Annotated in this window: 18 protein-coding genes; 8 read left to right on the top strand and 10 right to left on the bottom strand. The window is 53.6% G+C overall.

The annotated features are described in order from the left end of the window. The first annotated feature begins 103 nt into the window (after positions 1 to 103). From C4N24_RS09930 to C4N24_RS09900, 7 genes are all read left to right on the top strand, one after another. Positions 104 to 379 carry a hypothetical protein gene (locus tag C4N24_RS09930; protein WP_112091284.1) on the top strand — a complete coding sequence of 92 codons (276 nt, stop codon included), beginning with the start codon at positions 104 to 106 and terminating at the stop codon, positions 377 to 379. Between the two features lie 139 nt (positions 380 to 518). Continuing rightward, entirely contained in the window at positions 519 to 1181 is a 663-nt protein-coding gene (locus C4N24_RS09925) for a SprT-like domain-containing protein (protein ID WP_112091283.1), read from the top strand. A 67-nt stretch (positions 1182 to 1248) separates the two neighbouring features. Next, the gene (locus C4N24_RS09920; protein ID WP_112091282.1) at positions 1249 to 1533 is read left to right on the top strand and encodes a hypothetical protein; all 285 of its coding nucleotides are present in this window, start codon (positions 1249 to 1251) and stop codon (positions 1531 to 1533) included. A gap of 69 nt (positions 1534 to 1602) precedes the next feature. After that, a complete protein-coding gene (locus tag C4N24_RS09915) occupies positions 1603 to 1803 on the top strand; it encodes a helix-turn-helix domain-containing protein (RefSeq protein ID WP_112091281.1) in 201 nt (66 codons plus the stop codon). Positions 1804 to 1963: 160 nt separating this feature from the next. After that, the gene (locus C4N24_RS09910) at positions 1964 to 2362 is read left to right on the top strand and encodes a hypothetical protein (RefSeq protein WP_112091280.1); all 399 of its coding nucleotides are present in this window, start codon (positions 1964 to 1966) and stop codon (positions 2360 to 2362) included. Positions 2363 to 2414: 52 nt separating this feature from the next. Continuing rightward, on the top strand, positions 2415 to 2615 hold the full coding sequence (locus C4N24_RS09905; RefSeq protein ID WP_112091279.1) for a hypothetical protein: 201 nt from the start codon (positions 2415 to 2417) through the stop codon (positions 2613 to 2615). Between the two features lie 4 nt (positions 2616 to 2619). Continuing rightward, complete coding sequence (locus C4N24_RS09900; RefSeq protein WP_112091278.1) at positions 2620 to 2868, top strand: hypothetical protein; 249 nt, start codon at positions 2620 to 2622, stop codon at positions 2866 to 2868. 1569 nt (positions 2869 to 4437) lie between these two features. On the opposite strand, the gene C4N24_RS09895 is transcribed toward C4N24_RS09900, so the two are convergent. The 6 genes from C4N24_RS09895 to C4N24_RS09870 form a co-directional block, all read right to left on the bottom strand. Next, entirely contained in the window at positions 4438 to 6243 is a 1806-nt protein-coding gene (locus tag C4N24_RS09895; RefSeq protein ID WP_112091277.1) for a DEAD/DEAH box helicase family protein, read from the bottom strand. A gap of 205 nt (positions 6244 to 6448) precedes the next feature. Continuing rightward, complete coding sequence (locus C4N24_RS15165) at positions 6449 to 6640, bottom strand: hypothetical protein (RefSeq protein ID WP_146746799.1); 192 nt, start codon at positions 6638 to 6640, stop codon at positions 6449 to 6451. Positions 6641 to 7784: 1144 nt separating this feature from the next. Further along, complete coding sequence (locus tag C4N24_RS09885) at positions 7785 to 8696, bottom strand: tyrosine-type recombinase/integrase (protein WP_181573075.1); 912 nt, start codon at positions 8694 to 8696, stop codon at positions 7785 to 7787. Positions 8697 to 8843: 147 nt separating this feature from the next. Then, a complete protein-coding gene (gene gap, locus C4N24_RS09880; protein WP_112091274.1) occupies positions 8844 to 9875 on the bottom strand; it encodes a type I glyceraldehyde-3-phosphate dehydrogenase in 1032 nt (343 codons plus the stop codon). 198 nt (positions 9876 to 10073) lie between these two features. After that, a complete protein-coding gene (locus tag C4N24_RS09875; RefSeq protein WP_112091273.1) occupies positions 10074 to 10859 on the bottom strand; it encodes a hypothetical protein in 786 nt (261 codons plus the stop codon). Continuing rightward, entirely contained in the window at positions 10859 to 12229 is a 1371-nt protein-coding gene (locus C4N24_RS09870) for a citrate synthase (RefSeq protein WP_112091272.1), read from the bottom strand. The genes C4N24_RS09875 and C4N24_RS09870 overlap by 1 nt, the downstream gene beginning before the upstream one ends. A gap of 232 nt (positions 12230 to 12461) precedes the next feature. Here C4N24_RS09870 and spoIID point away from each other — a divergent pair, with 232 nt between their 5' ends. Continuing rightward, positions 12462 to 13475 (top strand): stage II sporulation protein D, encoded by a 1014-nt coding sequence (spoIID, locus tag C4N24_RS09865; protein WP_112091271.1) that lies wholly within the window; start codon positions 12462 to 12464, stop codon positions 13473 to 13475. Positions 13476 to 13719: 244 nt separating this feature from the next. Here spoIID and C4N24_RS09860 read toward each other — a convergent pair whose 3' ends face one another. The 4 genes from C4N24_RS09860 to C4N24_RS09845 form a co-directional block, all read right to left on the bottom strand. After that, positions 13720 to 14745 carry a hypothetical protein gene (locus C4N24_RS09860; protein ID WP_112091270.1) on the bottom strand — a complete coding sequence of 342 codons (1026 nt, stop codon included), beginning with the start codon at positions 14743 to 14745 and terminating at the stop codon, positions 13720 to 13722. Positions 14746 to 15095: 350 nt separating this feature from the next. Then, positions 15096 to 18044: a response regulator gene (locus tag C4N24_RS09855; protein ID WP_112091269.1), complete on the bottom strand. Its 2949-nt coding sequence runs from the start codon at positions 18042 to 18044 to the stop codon at positions 15096 to 15098. Between the two features lie 5 nt (positions 18045 to 18049). Further along, a complete protein-coding gene (locus C4N24_RS09850; protein ID WP_242983236.1) occupies positions 18050 to 19918 on the bottom strand; it encodes an ABC transporter substrate-binding protein in 1869 nt (622 codons plus the stop codon). Between the two features lie 317 nt (positions 19919 to 20235). After that, positions 20236 to 21042, bottom strand: coding sequence for an AAC(3) family N-acetyltransferase (locus C4N24_RS09845; RefSeq protein WP_112091267.1), 807 nt, complete (start codon positions 21040 to 21042; stop codon positions 20236 to 20238). Positions 21043 to 21468 lie beyond the last annotated feature (426 nt).

The following is a 21468-nucleotide window of genomic DNA, read 5'->3' as shown; positions in this document are numbered from 1 at the left end:
TTCCGTCTTGCATAATTGAGCAATCATGTGTATACTCATGCCATCGGGAACACCGGTTCTCACATCCGACCATTCACCCAACGATTTGAAGAGAGGTACGCACATGAGTATCAACGTTTTACTGACCCTTGTCGAGCAGTACAAGGAGGCTGCCCAACTGATCGAGGCCGCACAGGCTGAACAGGAGCAGCTGAAGATCCAGATCCGTGAGGCACTGGCTGAGCGCTCCACCAACTATCTGGAAGTAGGCTGCCACAAAGTCCGCCTGTCAGATTTCTCCAGCACCCGACCGGACAGCAAAGCCATCAAGGCCGTAGCGCCCAACCTATACGACCAGTACAGCAAAACGGTCACTGGCACCCGCCTGAGCATCACCTGACATCACCCGAAAAAAGCCCCATACAGCGCGCACCGTCCAAAGTTTGCGTTGTATAGAGCCCAACACACCCGCCGGGGCGGGCTACACCAATATTATACCTGTCCCGGCCTTTTTTATCAAGAGAAAGGTTCAAAAAATCATGAAACAGACTGTCAAAACCTCCCGCGCTGCTGGTCAGCTGGAAAAGATGTTCCGCGAGCTCAACAAGCACTACTTTGCAGGCAAGCTGCCCGAGCCCATCATCAGCCTGAAAAAGACCCCGTCCGCCTATGGCCACATCACCTGCTCCAAGGTCTGGCAGGCAGGCGGCGAGAACAAGTACGAGATCAATATTTCCTCTGCTACACTTGACCGCCCCATTGAGGAGACCGCTTCCACCCTGCTGCATGAGATGGTGCACGAGTACTGCATGGAGACCGGCATCAAGGACACCAGCAACAACGGGGTCTACCACAACCGGCGCTTTAAGGAGCAGGCCGAAGCACACGGCTTGACCGTCGACCACCACGAAAAGTACGGCTGGACTATCACGAGCCCATCCGAAGAGCTGTTGGACTTCATCATCTTTCAAGGCTGGCAGGATATCCAGATGGGCGAGCGGCTGGCATGGTCGGATATGGCAGGCACCGGAGCAGGCAGCAAAGCACCCGGCAGCAGCCAGACCGGAGCACCCAAGCCTCCCAAAGCAAAGAGCAGCACCCGGCGGTGGGTATGCCCCAAGTGCGGTACCATCATCCGGAGCACCAAGGACGTGCGGGTCATCTGCGCGGACTGCATGGAGCTGTTCGTGAAGGCTGACTAATCACAGCAGGACAGAGAGCGAGGGCACGAGTGAGAGTAGTGCTATATATAAAAACAGGAGGCTCCTCATGGATACTTATAAAATCGCTATTGACACCTTTCTTGCCGAGACATCCGAGTGCAAAGCCAGTGGGTGCGCCGTCTTTACCGGGGCAGACATCGCATTCCAAGACATCCAGTTGCACACGCACCGGAACAAGTCAGAGCCGCATTTCATGGCCGGACATACCATGCTTTCTGTCCCCCTTTCCAGCATCCTGAGCATCGAAAAGCTGGTATTGCGGGATATCCAGTCCACCGAGTATGAGATCATCACCAAAGAGGGCGGCACCATTACCCTTGACGTTGTTTAAAAATGCACCCGTAAAGACAGAGATTCGCCGAGCTGTGAGAGGACGCCCATTATTTAAAGGAGAGCAGCTATGACCATTATATCAGAACGTTTGCAGCATCTGCGCCTGACGCACGGCTATACCCAGACCGACCTTGCCCGAACTATGGGTGTGACCCGCCGGGCGGTCTACGCATGGGAGCACGATAAATGCCCCGAGATTCCCCATCTGATCCAGCTCGCCCAATTCTATCAGGTGTCGACCGATTATTTGTTGGGGCTGACCAAGTGAGGTGCGCCCCGACACCGGAGACCTTACCGGAAACTTTTTGCCTACGACAACGCGACCTTTTTAAAAGCGCCCTTATAAGTCCATCTTATCGGACGCATCGTTTGGTAGACTTCAGGTACAACAAAAGCAAACACACTTCAAAATACAGGAGGAAACTATTATGGCAGGCGCTTTTTCGTTATTTTTAGGGTTGTTGGGTCTTGGTGCAGCTGGTGCAGTCAGCGCGGGACAGAACGCAAAAATCAAGAAGGCAGATTATCAGTATGGCGAGGAGCATGGCCTTCATGGCACCTCTGAGGTTCTGCAAATGCGGGAGCGAGTGCGTAAAGAATGGTGGAGCATCTGCGGCAAAACCTACAACGCATGTGAGCGGCCTGCATCGAGTTACGGCGACCTCAGCAGAACCCCGTGGTGCTATCTGAAAAAGCGCTGGTTCATTGACCACCTGAATAAAAAGGGCATCCCTTATGATGATCTGGTTGTGGATGATGTTACTGGCGTTACCTTCTACGAGAGCCAGAAAAGAACGTCCCAAGCCTATATGAGAAAGCTGCGGTAATAGGCATCGCGCGTCATCGTCACCGCTTCTATCAGCAGCAGGAGGTAAGCTTATGGCTGAAAACAAATATGTGCTCAAAGCGCTATCTACATACACAGGCAAGGAAAACACCCTATACCAGAAAGAGTTCGATACCCGTGAGCGCGCCGAGATGTATCGGGACATCCTTGAGCCTGTCCTGAAGAAAGCGCAAACGGACAATCCAGTCTTGCCCTATGTAACGTATGTTATCGAGGAGCTTCCAGAGGGATGATATCATGGGGAAGAAACCAACCGGCTATGCACGTCAAAAAATAATCGTACAGCACAAAACGTGGGTTCCGTTCGATGAATGGATCTATCAACGGAACGAGGCAAATTACAGGTATGCCGATGCAGTGCGCAGCAACATCGGATATGCGTTGGACCAGCAGAAGCAACAAGAACGCCACAAAGCTTTTGTAGAAAACGCAAAAAAACACAATATTCCGATTCCGAAGAAAAAGAAAGAGCCATGGGAGGATTGACCCGCTATAAAGTAATAGAGCTCTGCCGCTCAAACACGAGTAGCAGGGCTCTTTTTTACGCGGTATTCGGTCAAGAAGTGAACTTAAAGAGCGGCGTTTAATATCAGACAGCAGATATCCCGGCGGATTTGCGGCTCGATTATTATTTTCACCACTTTTGAGCATATCCATTTGCGTCGTGAAATACGACGGAATTATGATCGGACTTTGATTCCAGTCATAAGGTCTGTCAAACACATCTCCACTTGTGGCGAAAGTACAGAATTGAACCACGGCGCACATTTTTGAGAAGGGATTGGTAGAACATTTTTGCGCCACCAATAGCGATTTCTGAAATTTTAGAATACGGTCTTTCTCCACTTGCAGGGAAAAGGTTAGCAGCCGAATTTTCGGCTGTCAAAGGTAGTCCCGTTTCAGGATATCCTTGTCTATTACTCAATTGTGAGCGATAGGTTCAAAGGTCGCGTTTTGCTACCTTTAGAATCAAAGGGTTGTTGATTTGTGGACACCCGGTCATAGCACACTTCTGCGCACGGCAGACATTTTTGTTATCCGTTGCCACTTGTGGCGATGTGAGCGTACCAGACAGTACAGGGTAGTACCCCTCATGCTGCGAACATAATGCAGACCGACTTGAACTGCTTTCAACATCGTTCAAATTGAACGGTGTTGTAGGTGGTATCACGAAGGTACGTAATATTATTACATATAATCTGCGCGGCGTTATGGAAATCTGCCGTCTGTCACGAGCGGAACAAAGACCGTCTTGACAAACCTTTAACTAGCATCAAATTGATGCGGGTTAGTAACAGTTTATCGCAAAAAAGCGAAATACCGACGCCTTTATTTGAGCGCTATTGAACTTTCCTCATTTTGAGGACTGTTGAACTTTTACCAATTTGGATAATGTTCATTGATCGTATCATCGATAGAATATAGATCTCGACAGTCACTTTGTCCACTGAGCTTTTCCAACCGTAATCATTTTGATAACAGTTCATCGATCCTCAGCTTGAGGGGTGAGCTTCTGAATGCTGAACAATTTGTTCGATGTTGTATAGGCATTGTCTTGAATGGTCCATTTTTGACAGCGTAAAATTCCGCCATCAAACGGTGTCCACAGTGTAGACGTCCTTGTATTATACGGTAACACGATATATTCCGTTCGAGGTATACTTTTTTATTGTATCAAAGTCAGACAGAATCACACCGCAGCAGATGTTTTTCTCAACTATTTGAGATATTTCACTCTGATCAAATCGTCGCCCATTTCTGATATGCGTCCTATTGGTGAAGGGTTGATAAAGAGGAAGGTATTCGCTGACGCTCATACCATTTAGATCAACTCCAATCTTGAAAAAGCTCACAGGTTCGCTTAGTCAAGATTTCCGTTGGCGTGATCATGTTAACCGAGCGTTTCTGTCCCGTCCTCATGCTTCGGCCGTTCAAGAAGCACTCGGCTAACACAACCACGCAAAAAAATCAAATAAAGAAGTCGAATACAGAGCGGTACCTGTGCGCATATTTTTCACTTTTCTATATAGTATAGTGAATTTCGTGCGCATTTTGCTACTTTGTGACCCACCAAACGTTCTTATTTCGCAGTTCTCCACTTGTTGCGCGCTTTTTCTGTAGATCGTATCCATATTGCTGCAACCATTGACGTGCGCAGGTATAGCTTGGCAACGATTTCTCGGCGTGTCCATCTGCCTTGTTGTAGATGTGCCCTAGCTCAAAGAAGATCTTCTGCCACTCTTCGTAATAGCGCTCTTCATTCAGGTGGGCATCCAGATATGCAAGCAGCGGTGGTGGTTCAAGGGGTTCAACTTTCGCAAGCAGGCTTTCATCGATCTTTTTCAGCAGCTCTGTCTGATACCCCTGTTCAAGCATTTGCAGCAGGAAAACACGTTCTACACGAGCCTGCAAGGTCGCACGCTTTCGCCAGCAGTATTCACCTTCCAGTGGGTCCAAAACGACTGTATGGCTTTTTTTCAGTATTTCCATTGTTTCAGGCTGATGCAAATATGCCTTCCATGCCTTCCTATCATCAAACCATTTTCGATATGCCTTGACCGGTTCCAGCTGATACTTCTCGATTTTTTTAAGTTCCCCTTCCAGACGTTCTTTAGGGTAATGCAGCAAATATACCGCGCAGGTATCCCCCTCATCCAAGGGACGTTTGCGGCCAAGGATCTGCGCATTAACGAGCGGGTTCCACAGTTCACTGACAATATATTTCAGCGCACGGTCTTTCATATCCACACCATTATAGAGGGTCGTTGTGGTCAGTGTAACCTGATGCTGCAGAACATTGCCCTTGAGCACATCATCCAGTTTGTCAAATTCCTCCGCTTCCTGACGGTATTTGGAGCACAGGCACACCACATCCTCTATGCCATCTGCTTTCAGAGTATCCCGCAGTTTTCGCAGCTTGGCGATGGTATTCACAAAAACGAGGATCTTTTCTCCCGGCTGTACCCGGCGGATGATATCCAGCTCGTCATCGTCACGGTAGAAGAACTTCACGCTTGACACAAACCGATAATCCATCGGCAGACGATAATGCTGTCCCTCCGGGATCATTTTCCGCAGTTCCCAATAGTCAAAGAAGGGGCGGGCGGTTGCGCTCATAAAGATGCAGGTCTTCGTTGTCCACAGCTCTTTAATAGCCTCATAGCTTGCATCCACATGATCGTTGAAGCTGGCATCTGTTACCATGTAGTGATACTCGTCTGACACGATATAATCAAACGATCTCAGATAAGTTTTAGCGGCATCTTCATTCCTTTGCAGGAAGGTTTCCAGCCACTGGTATGTTTCAACACGGATGGTGTGCTCATACTTGTTATCTATGGCGGGTTTGTTGACAATTCCTCCAAGCGCGGGATCATAGTCCTCGTAGGATACCTCTATACTCCCCAAACGGTTCACATCGCGCTCGATCTGGTTGCGCAGAGCTTCGCGATTGCACAGGATCAGGATACGCTTACGATGTTCATATGCCCACGGCAGCAATGTCTTCAGAATAAAATAGGTCTTGCCGGAGTTCGTACCCGCATCAAGCACCACGATCCCATGCCAGTTCTTGTAATCCTCACCAACAAGATCTGTGATGTACTGTTTTGCAGGCTGTGGAGTTGCCCCGGCGGTTTCCGGTTCTTCCTCCGGCACAATGGGATCAAGCTGTTCGTCGGCCTCCTTTTTCTTTTTGCGAGAGGCATTAATACAATCCAGAATCTCCTGCAGTTTTTGCTGTCGTTCTTCTTCCGTCAACGAGACAGGGTCAATGTGCTGCTCCTGCTCATACTCCCGTTGTGCCTCAGCCAGCTTCAGGTAGAAACCATCGAATGGCCAGCGCTTCTCTTCATCACTCATATATTGATATTTCTCCTATAATAAATATAAGGCGCACAGCCCAGCCATCTTGCCAGACCATGCGCCGGTTTGTCAGTGTCTGCCAGAAAAGGCTCTGGTCAAACGCTTCGTTCTGTGCTATTATAGGGGCGGGAACATACACACATAGATTTTTCCCGTCTCTATCGCCGCTTTGCCTGCGCCAACAGGTAAGGCGGTTTTTGTTTTACTGTTGCACATTGGCCTTCGCCTCGAGTGCTGCCGCCGCTTCTGCAAACGTCTGCATGGCGCTACTGTAGCCGATTTGGAACGAATGCTCGGCAACGGACGCGATATCCTGTACCACCCCCTCGTCAGCCACCTGTGCCTTCATGGGCAACTGCAGCAGATTCGTATTGAAAATGTCATTTTTTTCCATGTTCACATTCCTCCTTGTCCAAATAAATTTTTGACGATGTTCAGTTTTCAAGGTGCTCCACCCCGCTTTCACAGGGTAGTCGCCTGCTCCGTCGTGCAGGGGCAGCTTCCAAGTCGCCTCGGTCACCGCCCCCCGCACGCGGGGCACGCTTGTCGGGATGTCGAGCACGTCCGGGGCTTGTCCGGCCGCTCTCTCCTCCTCGAGTGCATAAGAATAACACACTTCCGACCGCTTGTCCAGTGGTTTTCCAAAAAAGTTTTGTCAGACGCGCTGCAAGGCGTCTCTGACTCGCTTTTCTTGTTTTTACCGTAGGTCCTTATACGTTGACTGTAAAAAGCCGTTGTAAAGGTTCCCAGGTGCGTTTGCAGCCACATAAATACCATATCATAGGCTGTAAAAAATTTCAAGGATCGCTCGCGCCCTTCTGCCGCCCGCGCAATCAGCACATCAAAGAACTAGTTATGTATTTTTGTAGGTTGATTTCACCTCTGCCGCTCGCACCATAAACATATAAGAATACTAGTCATATTTTCTTATCATTCCGTTCTGCTTTCGTATCCCGCACAACAGCATATAAACACACTGGTTATGTATATTTGTCAGGATCAACTCCGCCATTGCACCTAGCCCTCTTTCCGTACGCTACTGTTGTCAGTATTCTCGATTTCCATTCCTGTACTTTTCTCAATCATTTGAATCCATCCTGTTGATTCCATAATGTTGTTTTTTGTATTAGAATTCATGAATTTCAAATCAGCAAAATTTCACTAAATTTTAATGGTCATTTTTATTCGTTGTATCGTTTTATTTTCTTTCATTAATTCTCAAAGTCATTCAACTCACCTTATTATAAATATATAAATACCTTATTATAATATATAAATACCTTATTATAATATATAAATACCTTATTATAATATATAGGCATTCTTTAACTTTTCTTTAACGCAAAAGATTCCATCGCATTATCGTCTATTTTTTCGCATTATTTTTCCAGCTATGTTTTTTCTTTTTATAAATAGATATAGACTCACTTCTTCACTTTTCATTGTTCTTCTTTTACAATCGAATCAACAGAATTAAAACAAAAAAGAGCAGCCTCACCACCCGGCGGGGCCACTCTTGAAGTGTACGATTCAGTTTTTCACAGGTTCATCAGGGGGCTGGTCTGGGTGCCGCGATCCACGATGTCCTTATCCTTGATGCCCAACAGGTAGCGCTGGGTGATCATGATATTGACGTGCCCTATCAGGCGGGAGACACTGTACAGGTCCAAACCGTTCTTCAATTGCATCTGTGCGAAGGTGTGGCGGCAGGTATGAGGGCTGACCCGCACCGAGGGCGAGACCCCCACCTCTTTTGCGGCGTGCTTCAATATCCGTGCTACGGCTTCATCGGTCATCGGCTTGCCTGTTTTGCTGGGGAAGAGATTCTTGTAGCGGGTAGGGTGCTCCTTCAGGTAGCCATCCCGGAGCGTGCAGTACTTGACGAGCTGCTTGGAGAGTGCGGGCGATTTGGGCACGACCCGTTCCTTGCTGCCCTTGCCGTGCTTGACCAGAATATAGTCCTGCTTGATGTCCTCCGGCTCCATCAGGATCATTTCGTTGCAACGCATCCCGGTATCGAACAGCAGCATGATAATGGTCTTGTTCCGTACCTCCAGAAAGTCCTTGCCGTCGTAGAACTGGATCATCCGCTTCATCTCAGCCACTGTAAAGGTATCGATGATCGTCCGGGGCTGGCGGAGGCACTTTACCTTTTTGGCCGGATTGTCCCGCTCCTCCAGATAGCCCTCATTGACCAGATAGTTGAACCATGTGCGCCACACCTTGAGCAGGTCGTTGATATAGCGGGACGTGCTACCCGCGTCCTGCTTCTCCTTCATCAGGTCCCGGATGTGGCGGGGACGGACGTCTTCCAGCTCAGTGATCTGCTTCAGCTCCAGATATTCCACCAAAAACCGGGTCGCAGCCTTATAATTGCGCAGGGAGCCTTTAGCCAGATGGCGGCATTCACAATCGTAGATAAATTCATCACGGAGATCTTTCAAACACATAAAAAACACCCTTTCCTTCATGGCGGACCACAAAAGAAAGGGTGAAAAATTGCTAGATAAGCTTATCGTACCAAATCAAGCTTGTTCGTAGTTGAGCAAGACAAACTCCGGCCGACAAATCATCCAATTTTTAACGCAGCTGCGCGATTAGCAGTTCTCAGCGAAGTACTTAATGGTACGAACCATCTGAGAGGTGTAGGAGTTCTCGTTGTCGTACCAAGACACGACCTGAACCTGATAGGTGTCGTCGTCGATCTTAGCGACCATGGTCTGGGTAGCGTCGAACAGAGAGCCGTAACGCATACCGATGACGTCGGAAGAAACGATCTGATCCTCGTTGTAGCCGAAGGACTCAGAAGCAGCAGCCTTCATAGCAGCGTTGATAGCTTCCTTGGTGACATCCTTGCCCTTGACAACGGCAACCAGCAGGGTGGTAGAACCGGTGGGAACGGGCACGCGCTGAGCAGAGCCGATCAGCTTGCCATTCAGCTCGGGGATGACCAGGCCGATAGCCTTAGCAGCACCGGTGGTGTTGGGAACGATGTTCTGTGCGCCAGCACGAGCACGGCGCAGATCGCCCTTGCGCTGAGGACCGTCCAGGATCATCTGGTCGCCGGTGTAAGCATGAACGGTGGTCATGATACCGGAAACGATGGGGAAGGTCTTGTTCAGGGCGTTAGCCATGGGAGCCAGGCAGTTGGTGGTGCAGGAAGCAGCGGAGATGACCTGATCCTCAGCGGTCAGGGTCTTCTCGTTGACGGAGTAGACGATGGTCTTCAGATCGTTGCCTGCGGGAGCAGAGATAACGACCTTCTTTGCGCCAGCCTGGATGTGAGCCATGCTCTTCTCCTTGCTGGTGTAGAAGCCGGTGCACTCCAGAACGACGTCAACGTTCAGCTCGCCCCAAGGAGCATCCTTTGCGTCCTTAACAGCGTAGATCTTGATCTCCTTGCCGTCAACAATGATGGAATCCTCGGTGGACTCGACAGTGTGCTTACCCTCGCCGATCTTGCCGCAGAAAGAGCCCTGAGCAGTATCGTACTTCAGCAGGTGAGCCAGCATCTTGGGGCTGGTCAGGTCGTTGATTGCGACGACCTCGTAACCCTCAGCATCAAACATCTGACGGAAAGCCAGACGGCCAATACGACCGAAACCATTGATAGCAACTCTAACAGCCATTGTAATAGTACCTCCTAATTATTTTACCCATAATCGGATAAATCACGGTATCTTTATTGTAGACCAAAACCGGCAAACTTTCAAGTGTCTGCTAAAAAATTAACAACACAATTTTATCTTTTTTTGCTTTTGTATGATTTTATGCACCCTGCCACAAAGCTTTTGTTCAATTACACCAAGGGCGCACAGCCATTTTTATCAGTCGTTTCCAGTTTTTCCCTGTCCAGTACAGGCAAGCCCCATGCCGCCGATGCAGCACAGCGCGAGACCGGAAAGCAGCTCCGGCAGCACCGCCGCAGCGCTGCCGCTAAAGCCTGCTGCCAACAGCAAAAATACCCGGGGCAGCTCCCAGCACAGGCACAGGCAGAAGGCTGCAAGCGCCGCAGCGTGCAGGGTGCGGCCGTTTTCTGGCTGGGGCAGGTACAGCGTGCGCGCCAGCGCCGCCAGAAACAACAGCGCCGCCAGCTCCTGCCAGACCGCTGCTGTGGGCTGCACCCTGTGCCAGCTGGAGCTGTTCTCCATAAAGCGCATCAGCACGTTCCAGTAAAACAGCGCACTGCCCGCTATGGCCAGTGGCAGACCGCCGGCAGGCGTTTTCCAGCCATCCCCGCGCAGCCAGCTGCGCCCGAGATTGCTCAGCCACACGGCACAGATCACCTCCAGCAGAATGCGTACAAAGGTGCTTACCGTACCGGCAGCGAACACGAACTGCGCCGCGCCGGCAGCCAGCATACACACTGCCCCCGCAAACGCCAGCACGCCTGCCGCCGGGCGGCGGCTGCGCAGCGGCTCCGGGGGCAGCGGGCGGCTGCGGCCAGCCAGCACTGCGGCCAGCACCACAGCGCCCAAGGCAAGATACCGCCACCACACCGCGCCTGCGGTGCACAGACCGGTGGCGGCGTCCGTAGCAAAGGCAAGGTCTGCGCCGCGGCCAAGGCCAAGCAGCACGCAGAGCAGGATAACAACGAACTCTAACGGTTTCATTAACGCTCCTCGATGGGCTTATATTTCTGGCGCACGCCCAGATACTTGTAGGCCGGGCGGATGATACGGTTGGCGAAGATCACCTCTTCCACCCGGTGTGCGCACCAGCCCGGCACACGGGCGATGGCAAACAGCGGGGTGTACAGATCCTCCGAGATGCCCAGCATATTGTAGATCAGGCCGCTGAACAGGTCCACGTTGGCGCACACCGGCTTGGAGCTGCCCTTTTCCTCGGCAAAGATGCCGGGTGCCAGCCGCTCGATGCTGCACAGCATATTGTACTCTTCCTCAAAGCCCTTTTCGTAGGCCAGATGCTTTGCGCGCTGCTTCAGGATGACCTCACGGGGGTCGCTGATGGTGTACACCGCATGACCCATGCCATAGATCAGGCCGGAGCCGTCACCCACCTGCTTGCGCAGGATGCGGCGCAGATACTCGCGCACCTCGTCGTCATCCTCCGGGTTCTCAACGTGCTTGAGGATATCCTGCAGCTGGCGGTTGACCATCAGGTTCGCGCCGCCGTGCTTGGGACCCTTCAGGGCACCGATGGCCGCAGAGATAGCCGAGTAGGTGTCCGTGCCGGAGGAGGACAGTACGCGTGTGGTAAAGGTGGAGCAGTTGCCGCCGCCGTGGTCTGCGTGCACCAGCAGGCACATATCCAGCAGCTTTGCCTCCTCGTGGGTAAACTTCTGATCCGGGCGGTAGGTGCTGAGGATGTGCTCTGCCGTGCTCTGGCCGGGCTTGGGCAGGTGGAAGAACATACTCTGTTTATCGTAGTAACGGCGCTTCATCTGGTAAGCGTTCACCATCATGGTGGGCATACTGGCGATCAGGTTGATGCTCTGATTCAGGATGTTCTCAAGGCTCAGATCCTCAGCGCGGTCGTCGTAGGAGTACAGGCCCAGCACGCAGCGCTGCAACTTGTTCATGATATTGGGCGAGGGAGCGTTCATGGTGTCCATAAAGCCGTCCGGCAGTGCGCGGGACTCCGCTAAGATCTCGCAGAAATCGTCCAGCTGCTCCCGGGTGGGCAGGCTGCCGAACAGAAGCAGCCAGATTACTTCCTCAAACACGAAGCGGTCGTTGCGGTAAGCCTCGTCCACGATCTCGTTGATGTTGACGCCCCGGTAGATCAGCTTGCCGGGGGTGGGGATCACATGACCTTCCTGATCCTTTTTGTAGCCCACAACGTCACAGACGTTGGTCAGGCCGGCCAGCACGCCGGTGCCATCCGGGTTGCGCAGGCCGCGCTTGACCCCCAGCCGCTCGCTGGTCTCCGGGTCGATGTAGTTGTTTGCGATGTACTCCTCGCACAGGGTACGCATGGTCGTCGGGTCCAGCGTTGCCACTTCTGCGTGTGCAAAGTTCATAGGAGTGCTCCTTTCCGTCTCTTACTTTTTATACTTTCCGTTCCCGTCCATCCTACGCTCTGATGGACATACTTTTATAATATCGCTTTTGTGCAGTAAATTCAAGCGCTAAGTGCGCACTTCTCACCGTAAAGCGCAAAAATGCAGGTTTTTCTCTGCGCATTTCCCGCCGGTTTGCACGCCGCCGGGCGTATGATGTTCCCAAAACCTGCGTTCCGGGAGGAGGTCTAGTATGAAACGTTCCTTTTTGCTGCTGTGCGCCGTTCTGCTGGTGCTGGGCTGCGCCCTGCCGTGTGCTGCCTACCGCCTTGCCCGCATGACCCTTGCGCAGAGCACCGCTCCGTCCGCAGCAGAAGCATCCTCTGCCGCTTCGGAAGAAGGCAGCGGCCAGGCCACCTTCCCTGCTGACACAGCCGATACCGTCTGCTTTACGGATCAGAGCACCGGGCAGGCGGTGGAGCTGCCGCTGCGGGAGTATCTCATCGGAGCGGTTGCCGCCGAAATGCCGGTCAGCTGGCCGGATGAAGCACTGAAGGCACAGGCGGTGGCGGCGCACAGCTATGCCCTTTACCGCCGGGATCACAGCACGGAGGAAAACGGCGCATGGTTCACCGCAGACCCCGCCCGGCGGCAGGGCTGCCTGACCGATGCGGTGCTGCACAGCTACTGGGGCACCGCCTACGCGGCCAACTACGCCCGGCTTTCCGCGCTGGTGGATGCGGTACAGACGCAGGTGCTGTATTACGGGGACGCCCCCGCCGGGACAAGCTACTTTGCCATGTCCAATGGCCGTACCGAAGCCAGCGAGAACGTCTGGGGCACTGCCCTGCCCTATCTTGTACCGGTGGACAGCAGCACCGACACCGCCGCCGACAACTATGAATACACCCTGAACCTTTCTGCCGCCCAATTACAGCAGCTGCTGGCCGAACGGCTGGGCATCGCCGCTGATCTTTCGCAGCAGGCGCAGTGGTTCGGCACGCCGATGCTCACCCCCTCCGGCTATGTAGACAGCCTGCCGGTCTGCGGACAGACGGTGCAGGGTACCGCCCTGCGCAAGGCGCTGGGGCTGCGCAGCACCTGCTTTACGGTGGTCTGGCAAAGCGGCACCTTCTCCTTTACCACAAGGGGCTACGGTCACGGCGTAGGCATGAGCCAGTGGGGCGCAAAGGCGCTGGCAGAGCAGGGTGCAGACTACCGCGCCATTCTGGCGCACTACTACCCCGGCACGGAACTGCGGGGATAATAGCGGCAGAACAAAGACGATTTTAAATGGTCTCCGCGCTGCTCTGGCCATATTCAGCGGAGGAAATATTTTAAATTTTGTGGTTCAGAACCACTTTTTCACGGAAAGGGGTCGCAGCAAAAAGCGGCATCTGCAGCAGTGAATTTCTGATTTTATAAAGTTCAAAAACAGGTGTTGCTGTAATGCAAATAGGGCTGCTGCACATCGCTTTGTGCAGCAGCCCCGAATTATGTTCAGATTTTTATCAGCCGAACAGCTTTGCAAACCAGCTTACTGTGGTCTCGGCGGCGGTCTCTACCGTGGTCTCCACCTGCTGGACCGTCTGCTGCAGCTTGGTGCCCTCGGCGTCCTTGAGCGACCAGTAGGTCTGGGTGCTGCTTGCACTGCCGGATACCGTGAAGTCCGATGCAAAGCACAGGCTCTCGCCCGCAGAGTCGGTCACCAGCACCATATAGGTGTAGCTGCCCTCCGGCAGCTCCCCGAAGCGGATCTGGCTGTCCAGCATGTTCAGAGAGAAAGCGGCGGCGTTCACCTGTGCCGCCGCGCTCTGCACAGTCTGGTCAGCTGCGTCCAGAACCGCCACCTGCACACTGGTCAGGGTAGTACCGGTAGCGCTGTTGGCTGTACCGGTCAGCGTCATGCCGCTGCCGGTGCGAAGGTTTACCGGGTAGCGCACCCCTTCCAGCCGCAGGCCGTCGGCCTGTGCCGCCACGCTGTTATGATCTGCGGTGACGTACCAGTAGCAGGAAGATCTTGCAATGGACACGCTGGAGCTTGTAATAGGGATGCGGCCGTAGCCGATGTTCCCCGCCGGGTCGGAGCAATAGAAAATACCGTTGGTGTAGTCGGTCAGCAGCACCGCATGGGGCTGGGTACGGTCGTAAAGGACGATGCCCTCCGGGTGCTGCTCCAGCAGAGAGATCAGCACCGCCGTTTTGCTTTGCAGGCTGGAGGGCAGGGTGGCGTAGCCCACCTGCATTTCCTTATATGTAAAGCTGTGCGCAAGGCCGTTGGCCCATGCTGTGGAGCGCACACTGTTCTCGGTCACGTTCGTCCAATCGGTCAGCCCGTCAAAGTAGGCACGGCGGCGCAGCATCATGGCTGCGGAAGCCAGCGTGCAGGTGCCGCCCCGGCTCTGCTTGAAGTAGAAGCCTGCGTCCACGTTCAGATCCACTGCCAGTGCAGCGGGCAGACAGGTAAGCAGAAAGGCAAAGCTCAGTATCAGGGTCAGCAATCGTTTTCTCAGGGTGTGCGGTGCGGTGGTATTCACGGTTCGGTATTTCCTTTCTTGTTTCTTTGCGGATCTCATAGGGATCTACCGCTAAAAAGTATACCAGCTTGTAATCCTTTTGTAAACAATCTTCCGTCTATTTTCTCAATATCAACACGTTTTGGGGATATCCGTTGGCTGCTTTTCACAAATTTTTCTGCAATATTCCACGCATCTGACAAAATTTCGTCCTACCCACCGCACAAATATGAAAAGATATTTCTTTTTTCGCCCGTTTTTCGGGTGCCAAACTGCAAAAAGCACCCGCAGCATTCTCCCTGCATTTCATTGCAAAAAACGGGAAACTGCTGCGGGTGCTTTATTATTTATGCTTCTGACAGGCGTTCGGGTCACAAAATTTTATGCAGCTCCTGCACAAGGTCGCCGATCACGATGGGCTTTGACAAAAAGCCGTTCATGCCGCTTTCCAAGGCGTTGCGGCGGTCCTCGTCAAAGGCGTTGGCGGTCATGGCAATGATCGGGAGCGTTGCCCGGGCAGGGTCGTCCAGCGCGCGGATCTTCCGGGTGGCGGTATAGCCGTCCATGATCGGCATCTGCACATCCATCAGCACCAGATCATAGCTGCCCGGCGCTGCGGTGCTTACCTTTTCCACCGCCACAACACCGTTTTCAGCCGTATCGACAAGGAAGCCGTACTCCCGCAGGATCTCCTGTGCGATCTCACGGTTCAGCTCATTGTCCTCTACCAGCAGGATCTGCTTGCCCTTGAAGTCGGCGTTCTTTTCCGGCAGAAGCCCCTGCGCCGCATCCGTCTGTTTCTGGCCGAGTGCGCTCATCAGGGTCTCGCGCAGGTCGGACATGAACATGGGCTTGGAGCAGAAGGCGGTCACACCGGCGGCCTTTGCTTCCACCTCAATGTCAGACCAGTCGTAGGCAGTCAGGATGATAATGGGCGTATCATCGTTCAGGCTGCGGATGCGGCGGGTGACCTCGATGCCGTTCATATCCGGCAGGCGCCAGTCGATGATATAGGCGTGGTAGGCATCGCTCATCTCGATAGACTGCCGTGCACGCAGCACCGCTTCCTTGCCGGAAAGGGTCCACTCGGCGCGCATACCCACCTTGACCAGCATCTTTGTCACGCTGTCGCAGGTGTTGAAGTCGTCATCCACCACCAGTGCTTTCAGGCCTTCCAGCTCGGTGATCTTTTCCACCGGGCGCTGCTCAGTCTGTGCGCGCATGGGCACGCAGACGGTAAACTCGGTGCCCTTGCCCTGCGCTGTCTGCACCTCGACGGTTCCGCCCATCATATCTACGATGTTTTTGGTAATGGCCATGCCAAGGCCGGTGCCTTGAATTCGGCTTACCGTGGAGGTGCGCTCCCGCTCGAAGGGCTCAAAGATCTTTTTGGCAAACTCCGGGCTCATGCCGATGCCGTTATCCTTGATGCGGAACTCGTACTGCCCGCAGCCGCGCACCTTACCGGCAAGCTGCCGCACCCGCACCGAGACTGTGCCGCCCGCCGGGGTAAACTTGATGGCGTTGGACAGCAGGTTCAGCAAAATCTGGTTCAGCCGGGTCTTGTCGCAGTAGACGTCCTCGTCGGTCACGTCCATGACGTCCATATAAAGCTCCAGCTGCTTTGCGTAGATCTGCCCGCTGACGATGGTTTTCAAATCGTGCAGCACATCCGAAAGGTTGACCTCCACCTCTTCCAGATGGATCTTTCCGCTTTCAATGCGGCTCATATCCAGCACATCATTGATGAGGGAAAGCAGATGGTTGCTGGATGCAAGGGTCTTGCCAAGATAATCCTTCACCCGCTCGGTATCGTTGATATTGCTGAGCGCCAGCGTAGTAAAGCCGATGATGGCGTTCATGGGGGTGCGGATATCGTGGGACATATTGGAAAGGAAGGTGCTCTTGGCGCGGTTGGCGGTCTCGGCAGCAGCAACGGCATCGGAAAGCGCCTGATTCACCTGCCTGTCGGCGGTGCGGTCGGACAAGACAAGGATATACTTGGCTCTGCCCTCCACCTCGCTGCCTATGGCGATGACGTGGAACCAGCGGCGCTCCTTGGTCTCCCGATGCTCAAACTCGAAATCCCATTCGCGCTGCTGCCCGCTGAGCAGCCCTTTCAGATAGTTTTTGTCGCGCTCCGGGAAACCATTCGGGTGCAGCGCTGCCAGAACACGGGCATCCTGCCGGACTTCTCTCCACGGGATTCCCAGCAGCCGCTCAACGTTCGGGCTGACGTAATCCACCTTGGAAGTCTCTGCGTCCAGCATCAGGAAAACATCATCCACGTTACGCGAAAGCTTCTGGAACAGCTCATCCCGGTACAAGATCTCGGTATTCTTCCGGCGCAGGGTTGTATGGCTTATGCGCACGATGAGCAGAATGACCAGCAGCGCAAGACCTGCAACGATGCCCGCCACGATCTGCACCGTATGGAACCACAGTTCGTCCAGACTGGCATTGACGATCTTGGTCGGCACAAGCCCCACCATCGTCCAGTTCTGGACCGCAGTGCCCTCGTAGACCAGATAATAGCTGGTGTCGCTCAGTTTGACCCTCAGGTTTCCGCTGCTGCCCTGCGCAAAGGCATTGGACAGCTCCGTGATCTGTTCCTCGGAAAGGTCGGAATGGTCGCGCAGCATCGCAATGAAATTGTAAATGGTCTCCTTGCGGTTTACGGAGTTGTCGATGACCACCCGCCCATCCGGGTAGATGACATAGTTGCTGGCATTGCCCTCAAAGGCAGAGTTGTCCAGCAATCTAAGCACCGCATCATTATAATAAGAGATGGCAATGGCATCGTAGGCAAAGCCCCGGTAGCTGCCCTGCGTTTCGGGACAGATGAACGCAAGCATCTGGGGCTTGCCGGGCAGCGCCGTGTTCACAACGACATCCTCATCGTGGGCAAGCTTTTCGTCCAGATTGGTCTGCAAGCCAAGATAGCCGGTTTCCCCGGTCACGGTGATGTAGTTGCCGTCGTAGGTAAGAAAGTAAAAGTTGGCAAATCCGGTATTCTTCTGTGCTTGCTCGATATACGCCTGAATTTCATCCTCGTCCGAGGTATTTTCCAGAAAGCCGTTGTACAAATGCAGATAGGTCACATTTTTGCGCACCATCTCTTTTAGCATATTGTTGGATTTATGCAGCACTTCTTCCAGATGCGAGGTGCTTTCCTGATAGATGGTCTGCGACACAAACGAGATGTACCGCACGCTGAGCCCAACTGCCAGCAAGACCAGCAGAAGGATAGCGGCAGCAGCCGGGAGCCACTTTTGCCGGGGATGGCAGCTCCGTTTTGGTTTACGCTTTTCGTCTGCCATTCCGCTCACCTCAGTGTCATGTAGTTTTCAGGCTCTGCAAGCGCTGCGCCGCCGCCGGAAACATGATCGCGCCATGTGTTTTTCACCCACGCGTCTCCGTCCTCAGACGTGCCGCTCTTGCTCGCAAGCAGCGCTTCCATCTGCTTTGACGTTGCCAGACAGGTCACAGTAATGGTGTCGTCATCCCGCAGCGGCTGCCCGTTGCGGGTGATACCGGTCAGGGTATAGCTGCCGTTATTCTCCTTTACCTCCACGGCAATACCGCTGACTATCGGCAGAGAGCCACGATTGAAGGGCACAAAGCCGCCCTCGCAGCCTTCCACATAAGCGCGGACAGTTTCCTTCAGCTCAGCACCGGTCATGGTGCGTTGGCGGGATATCAGGCCGTTGGGCATGATCATGGAATCTACCATTTTGGGGGTATAGTCTGCTTTCAGCACACTGCCGGTAAAGCTGTTTGCGGTGGCAAGCAGCACATCCGTACCGTAAACGCCGCGCAGCGTGTTTGCCATAACCGAGAAGGCAGCGTTGCCGCCGTTTGCGTGGAACACGTTGGAATAGCCCTTCCCGCTGGTCAACACGATCTCGTCCGCAGCAGGCTCCTCTTCGGCGAGAAGCTGCGCATTGAACGCCCGGTAAGCCTGTTTTGCCGTGTACTCGCCCGCGATCATTTTGGAGACCACATCCTTAGAGATGGCAAAGAAATCGTTGGAAGCAATGCGGATATACATATGGTTTTCTTCCACCACATCGCGCACGTCCTTCATGTACTCGGTCAGGCGCAGGGGGACGTTCTGGCTGTAGCTCAGCACGTCCTGTCCGTCGGCAACGATGCGGTTCTGCGCCTCCTCAGAGAGCATGACGTTCAGCACCTTCATGGCTTTTTCGCGGCGCGCGGTGTCCTGCTCGAGATCTCGGTTCAGGGCAACTTGGAAATACGGGGTGGTCATGATCCACTTTTCGCCGTTCTGGCAGAAGAAGGGCATAAAAATGGTGTCGATGCCCTCATCCTGAAACATCTTCACGCCGGCAGAGCTGCCAAAGTACATGGCAACTTCCCCGTCCCGGAACATCCCGGTCACGTCGTCGTAGGTCAGGGCAAGGTCGTCCGCCGTAAGGTGGGTATCCTGAATGAACTGCTCCATCCGCTCAAAGGCCCCCGGCCACACGGCATCGTCCAGACCCACCCGCACGGTGCTGGCGGGGTCGCTGTAAGCGGTGCGCCACTTGCGCCCTTCCGTAGTGGTAAGCTCGGCGGCGGAAAGCCCCTGCAGCGTTTCCATGCAGTTGTAATCGTAGGCATAGTCAGCGGTAAAGCCCCGGATGCCTACCGCTTCAAACGCCTGACAGGCCGCCACAAAGCTTGCGTAATCGGTAGGCAGCGGGATATCGTACTGCTCAAAAAGGCTGCGGTTGACCACAAAGCCGTGGGCATCCGCACACACCGGCAGCCAGTTCACACTGCCGTCCTCGTTTTTAAAGCTGTTGAGGTAGGTGTTGTACACAGCGCCCGCCTCGTTGGTCAGGGCAAGGTTCATCAGACTGTCTTTCAGCGGGGCAGCATCGTGCAGCGAGAACCGGCAGCAGGTGATGATATCCGGCAGGCCGCCGTTCTGCTGCAAAAACTTGTAAAAATCCAGATCGTTGTTGCCTACGATGAACTCAATATTCACGTCCGGCAGCTGCGCTTGGACATAGGGAGCATAGCTTTCGTACAGGCTATTGCTCCACAGATACACCTTAATGGTCTGGGCATCCTCCTGCTCCTGTACCTGTTCCGGGCTTTTTGTGCCGCAGCCGGTCAGCAGGGACAGCCCCAGCGCCAGTACCGCAAGCACGGAAATAAGGCGGCGCAATGTTCTTTTGTTCGTCAAATTCATTCTCCTCACAACTCTTGGGCAGCTGCCGTTTTTGCGGCAAAGCTGCTATGGCTTACCAATCGTACATCACCGCCCGCAAGAGTGTGCGCTTTAAAACCCGCCCACGGAAATGATGCCGCAATTTTTTGTGTGCTTCCTGTTTTGCACTTTTCCTTTCCCGCGAAAAGGCACAGCGCAATAGAGACATACAATTATTTTACCATTATCAGGAAGTTTTTTCAACAAATTTTCACATATTTATCCATAAAAACCACGCGCATCCGATTTCTTTGCGGCAGCTCCGGCATCGTGCTGCAATGACCGGGAGGGTTTTAGGTTTTGCCGGTGCAAAGCGCCTGCCAGCGCCCCGCCGGGATGACAGGCTCTGTGACAAAGGCTTCGGGATTTGGGGCAAGAACATGGCGGGTGACCCGGAAAAGCCCCTCAGCATCGCACAAAATGCAGACTGCATCGCCGAATTTCGTGTTCCGGGCTGCGCCGCAGTCCAGATACGCCTGCTCCAGCTTGACGAAATCCTCCGAGATGTGCGGCTGCTGCGCGTTATAGTGGCGGCGCATATAGACGGTGTGCTGCGCCCCGGCTTCGTCCGCCACGGTCAGCTGCAGGGGCTTGTCGGTCAGGCGGTTCGGGACGTTCAGCACCTCCTCCACGCTGTGGATAAAGGTGTTGCGGGCGTGGGTCACCCCCAGCAGCAGCACCTTGCCGTGAGCTGCCCGCAACCGGTCGTAGCAGCCGCCGGGGGTGCAGGGGGTGTTGGCGTCCAGCTCCCCTTCTATGTAAGCAGCCGCGTCCTTGCCGTAAGCCGCCATGCTGTGGGTGGGGTGCAGCGAGCGCACCACCCCGGGGCGCTGCCGGAACAGCTCCGGCAGAATGCCCACACAGCACGGGCTGCGGCACACATCGAACATCCGGTTCTCCTCATTGATAAACCGCCATGTGTGGGTGGGCAGCAGCAGCAAGCCCTCCGCAAAAAACTCCATCAGCGCGTCCAGAACTGTGTCCGCACCGCCCTCCACCGGGCCGATGGACTTCATGGAAGAATGGATCAGGATGGTCTCGTTTCCTGTCAGCCCCATTGCCGCAAGGTCGTGCTTGAGGTCAGCCTTTGTATATGCCATGTCGTCTCTCCTTTTCGGGCGTTTTGCCTACCCTCAGTTTACCGCCTTTGGGGCAGCAAAGCAAGCCCGCAGCAGTACGGTACCCCCGTAATGCACAAAAAAGCACATTTCCTACTGTATTTTCCGGCAACGATCCGGTGTCTGCGGGGTATTTGTCCCTTTCAGCCTTTTTAGCGAAACCTTGTATACAGCATTTCATCCCGCAGTGCTGGCGCAAAACAAGCGCATTGCCTTGCAATTATAGCATTTGACCGTTATTTTCTGTTTTCTTTGTATATTCCGTACAGTATCCGCTTGATCACGGCATTCTATCAGCAATTTTCCCGTATCATAAAGTGATATATCAATTTTCTTGTTTCGTGAGCAGCTCCGTGTGCAAGTACAAAAACTTGTATACAAGTAGCTGAATAAAGTTCCGTTCCAGCA

The organism is Faecalibacterium prausnitzii, from assembly GCF_003287405.1.
GTDB lineage: Bacteria > Bacillota > Clostridia > Oscillospirales > Ruminococcaceae > Faecalibacterium > Faecalibacterium intestinale.
The sequence above is the reverse complement of the archived record's forward strand: the minus strand, read 5'-3'. Positions and strand labels throughout refer to the sequence as shown.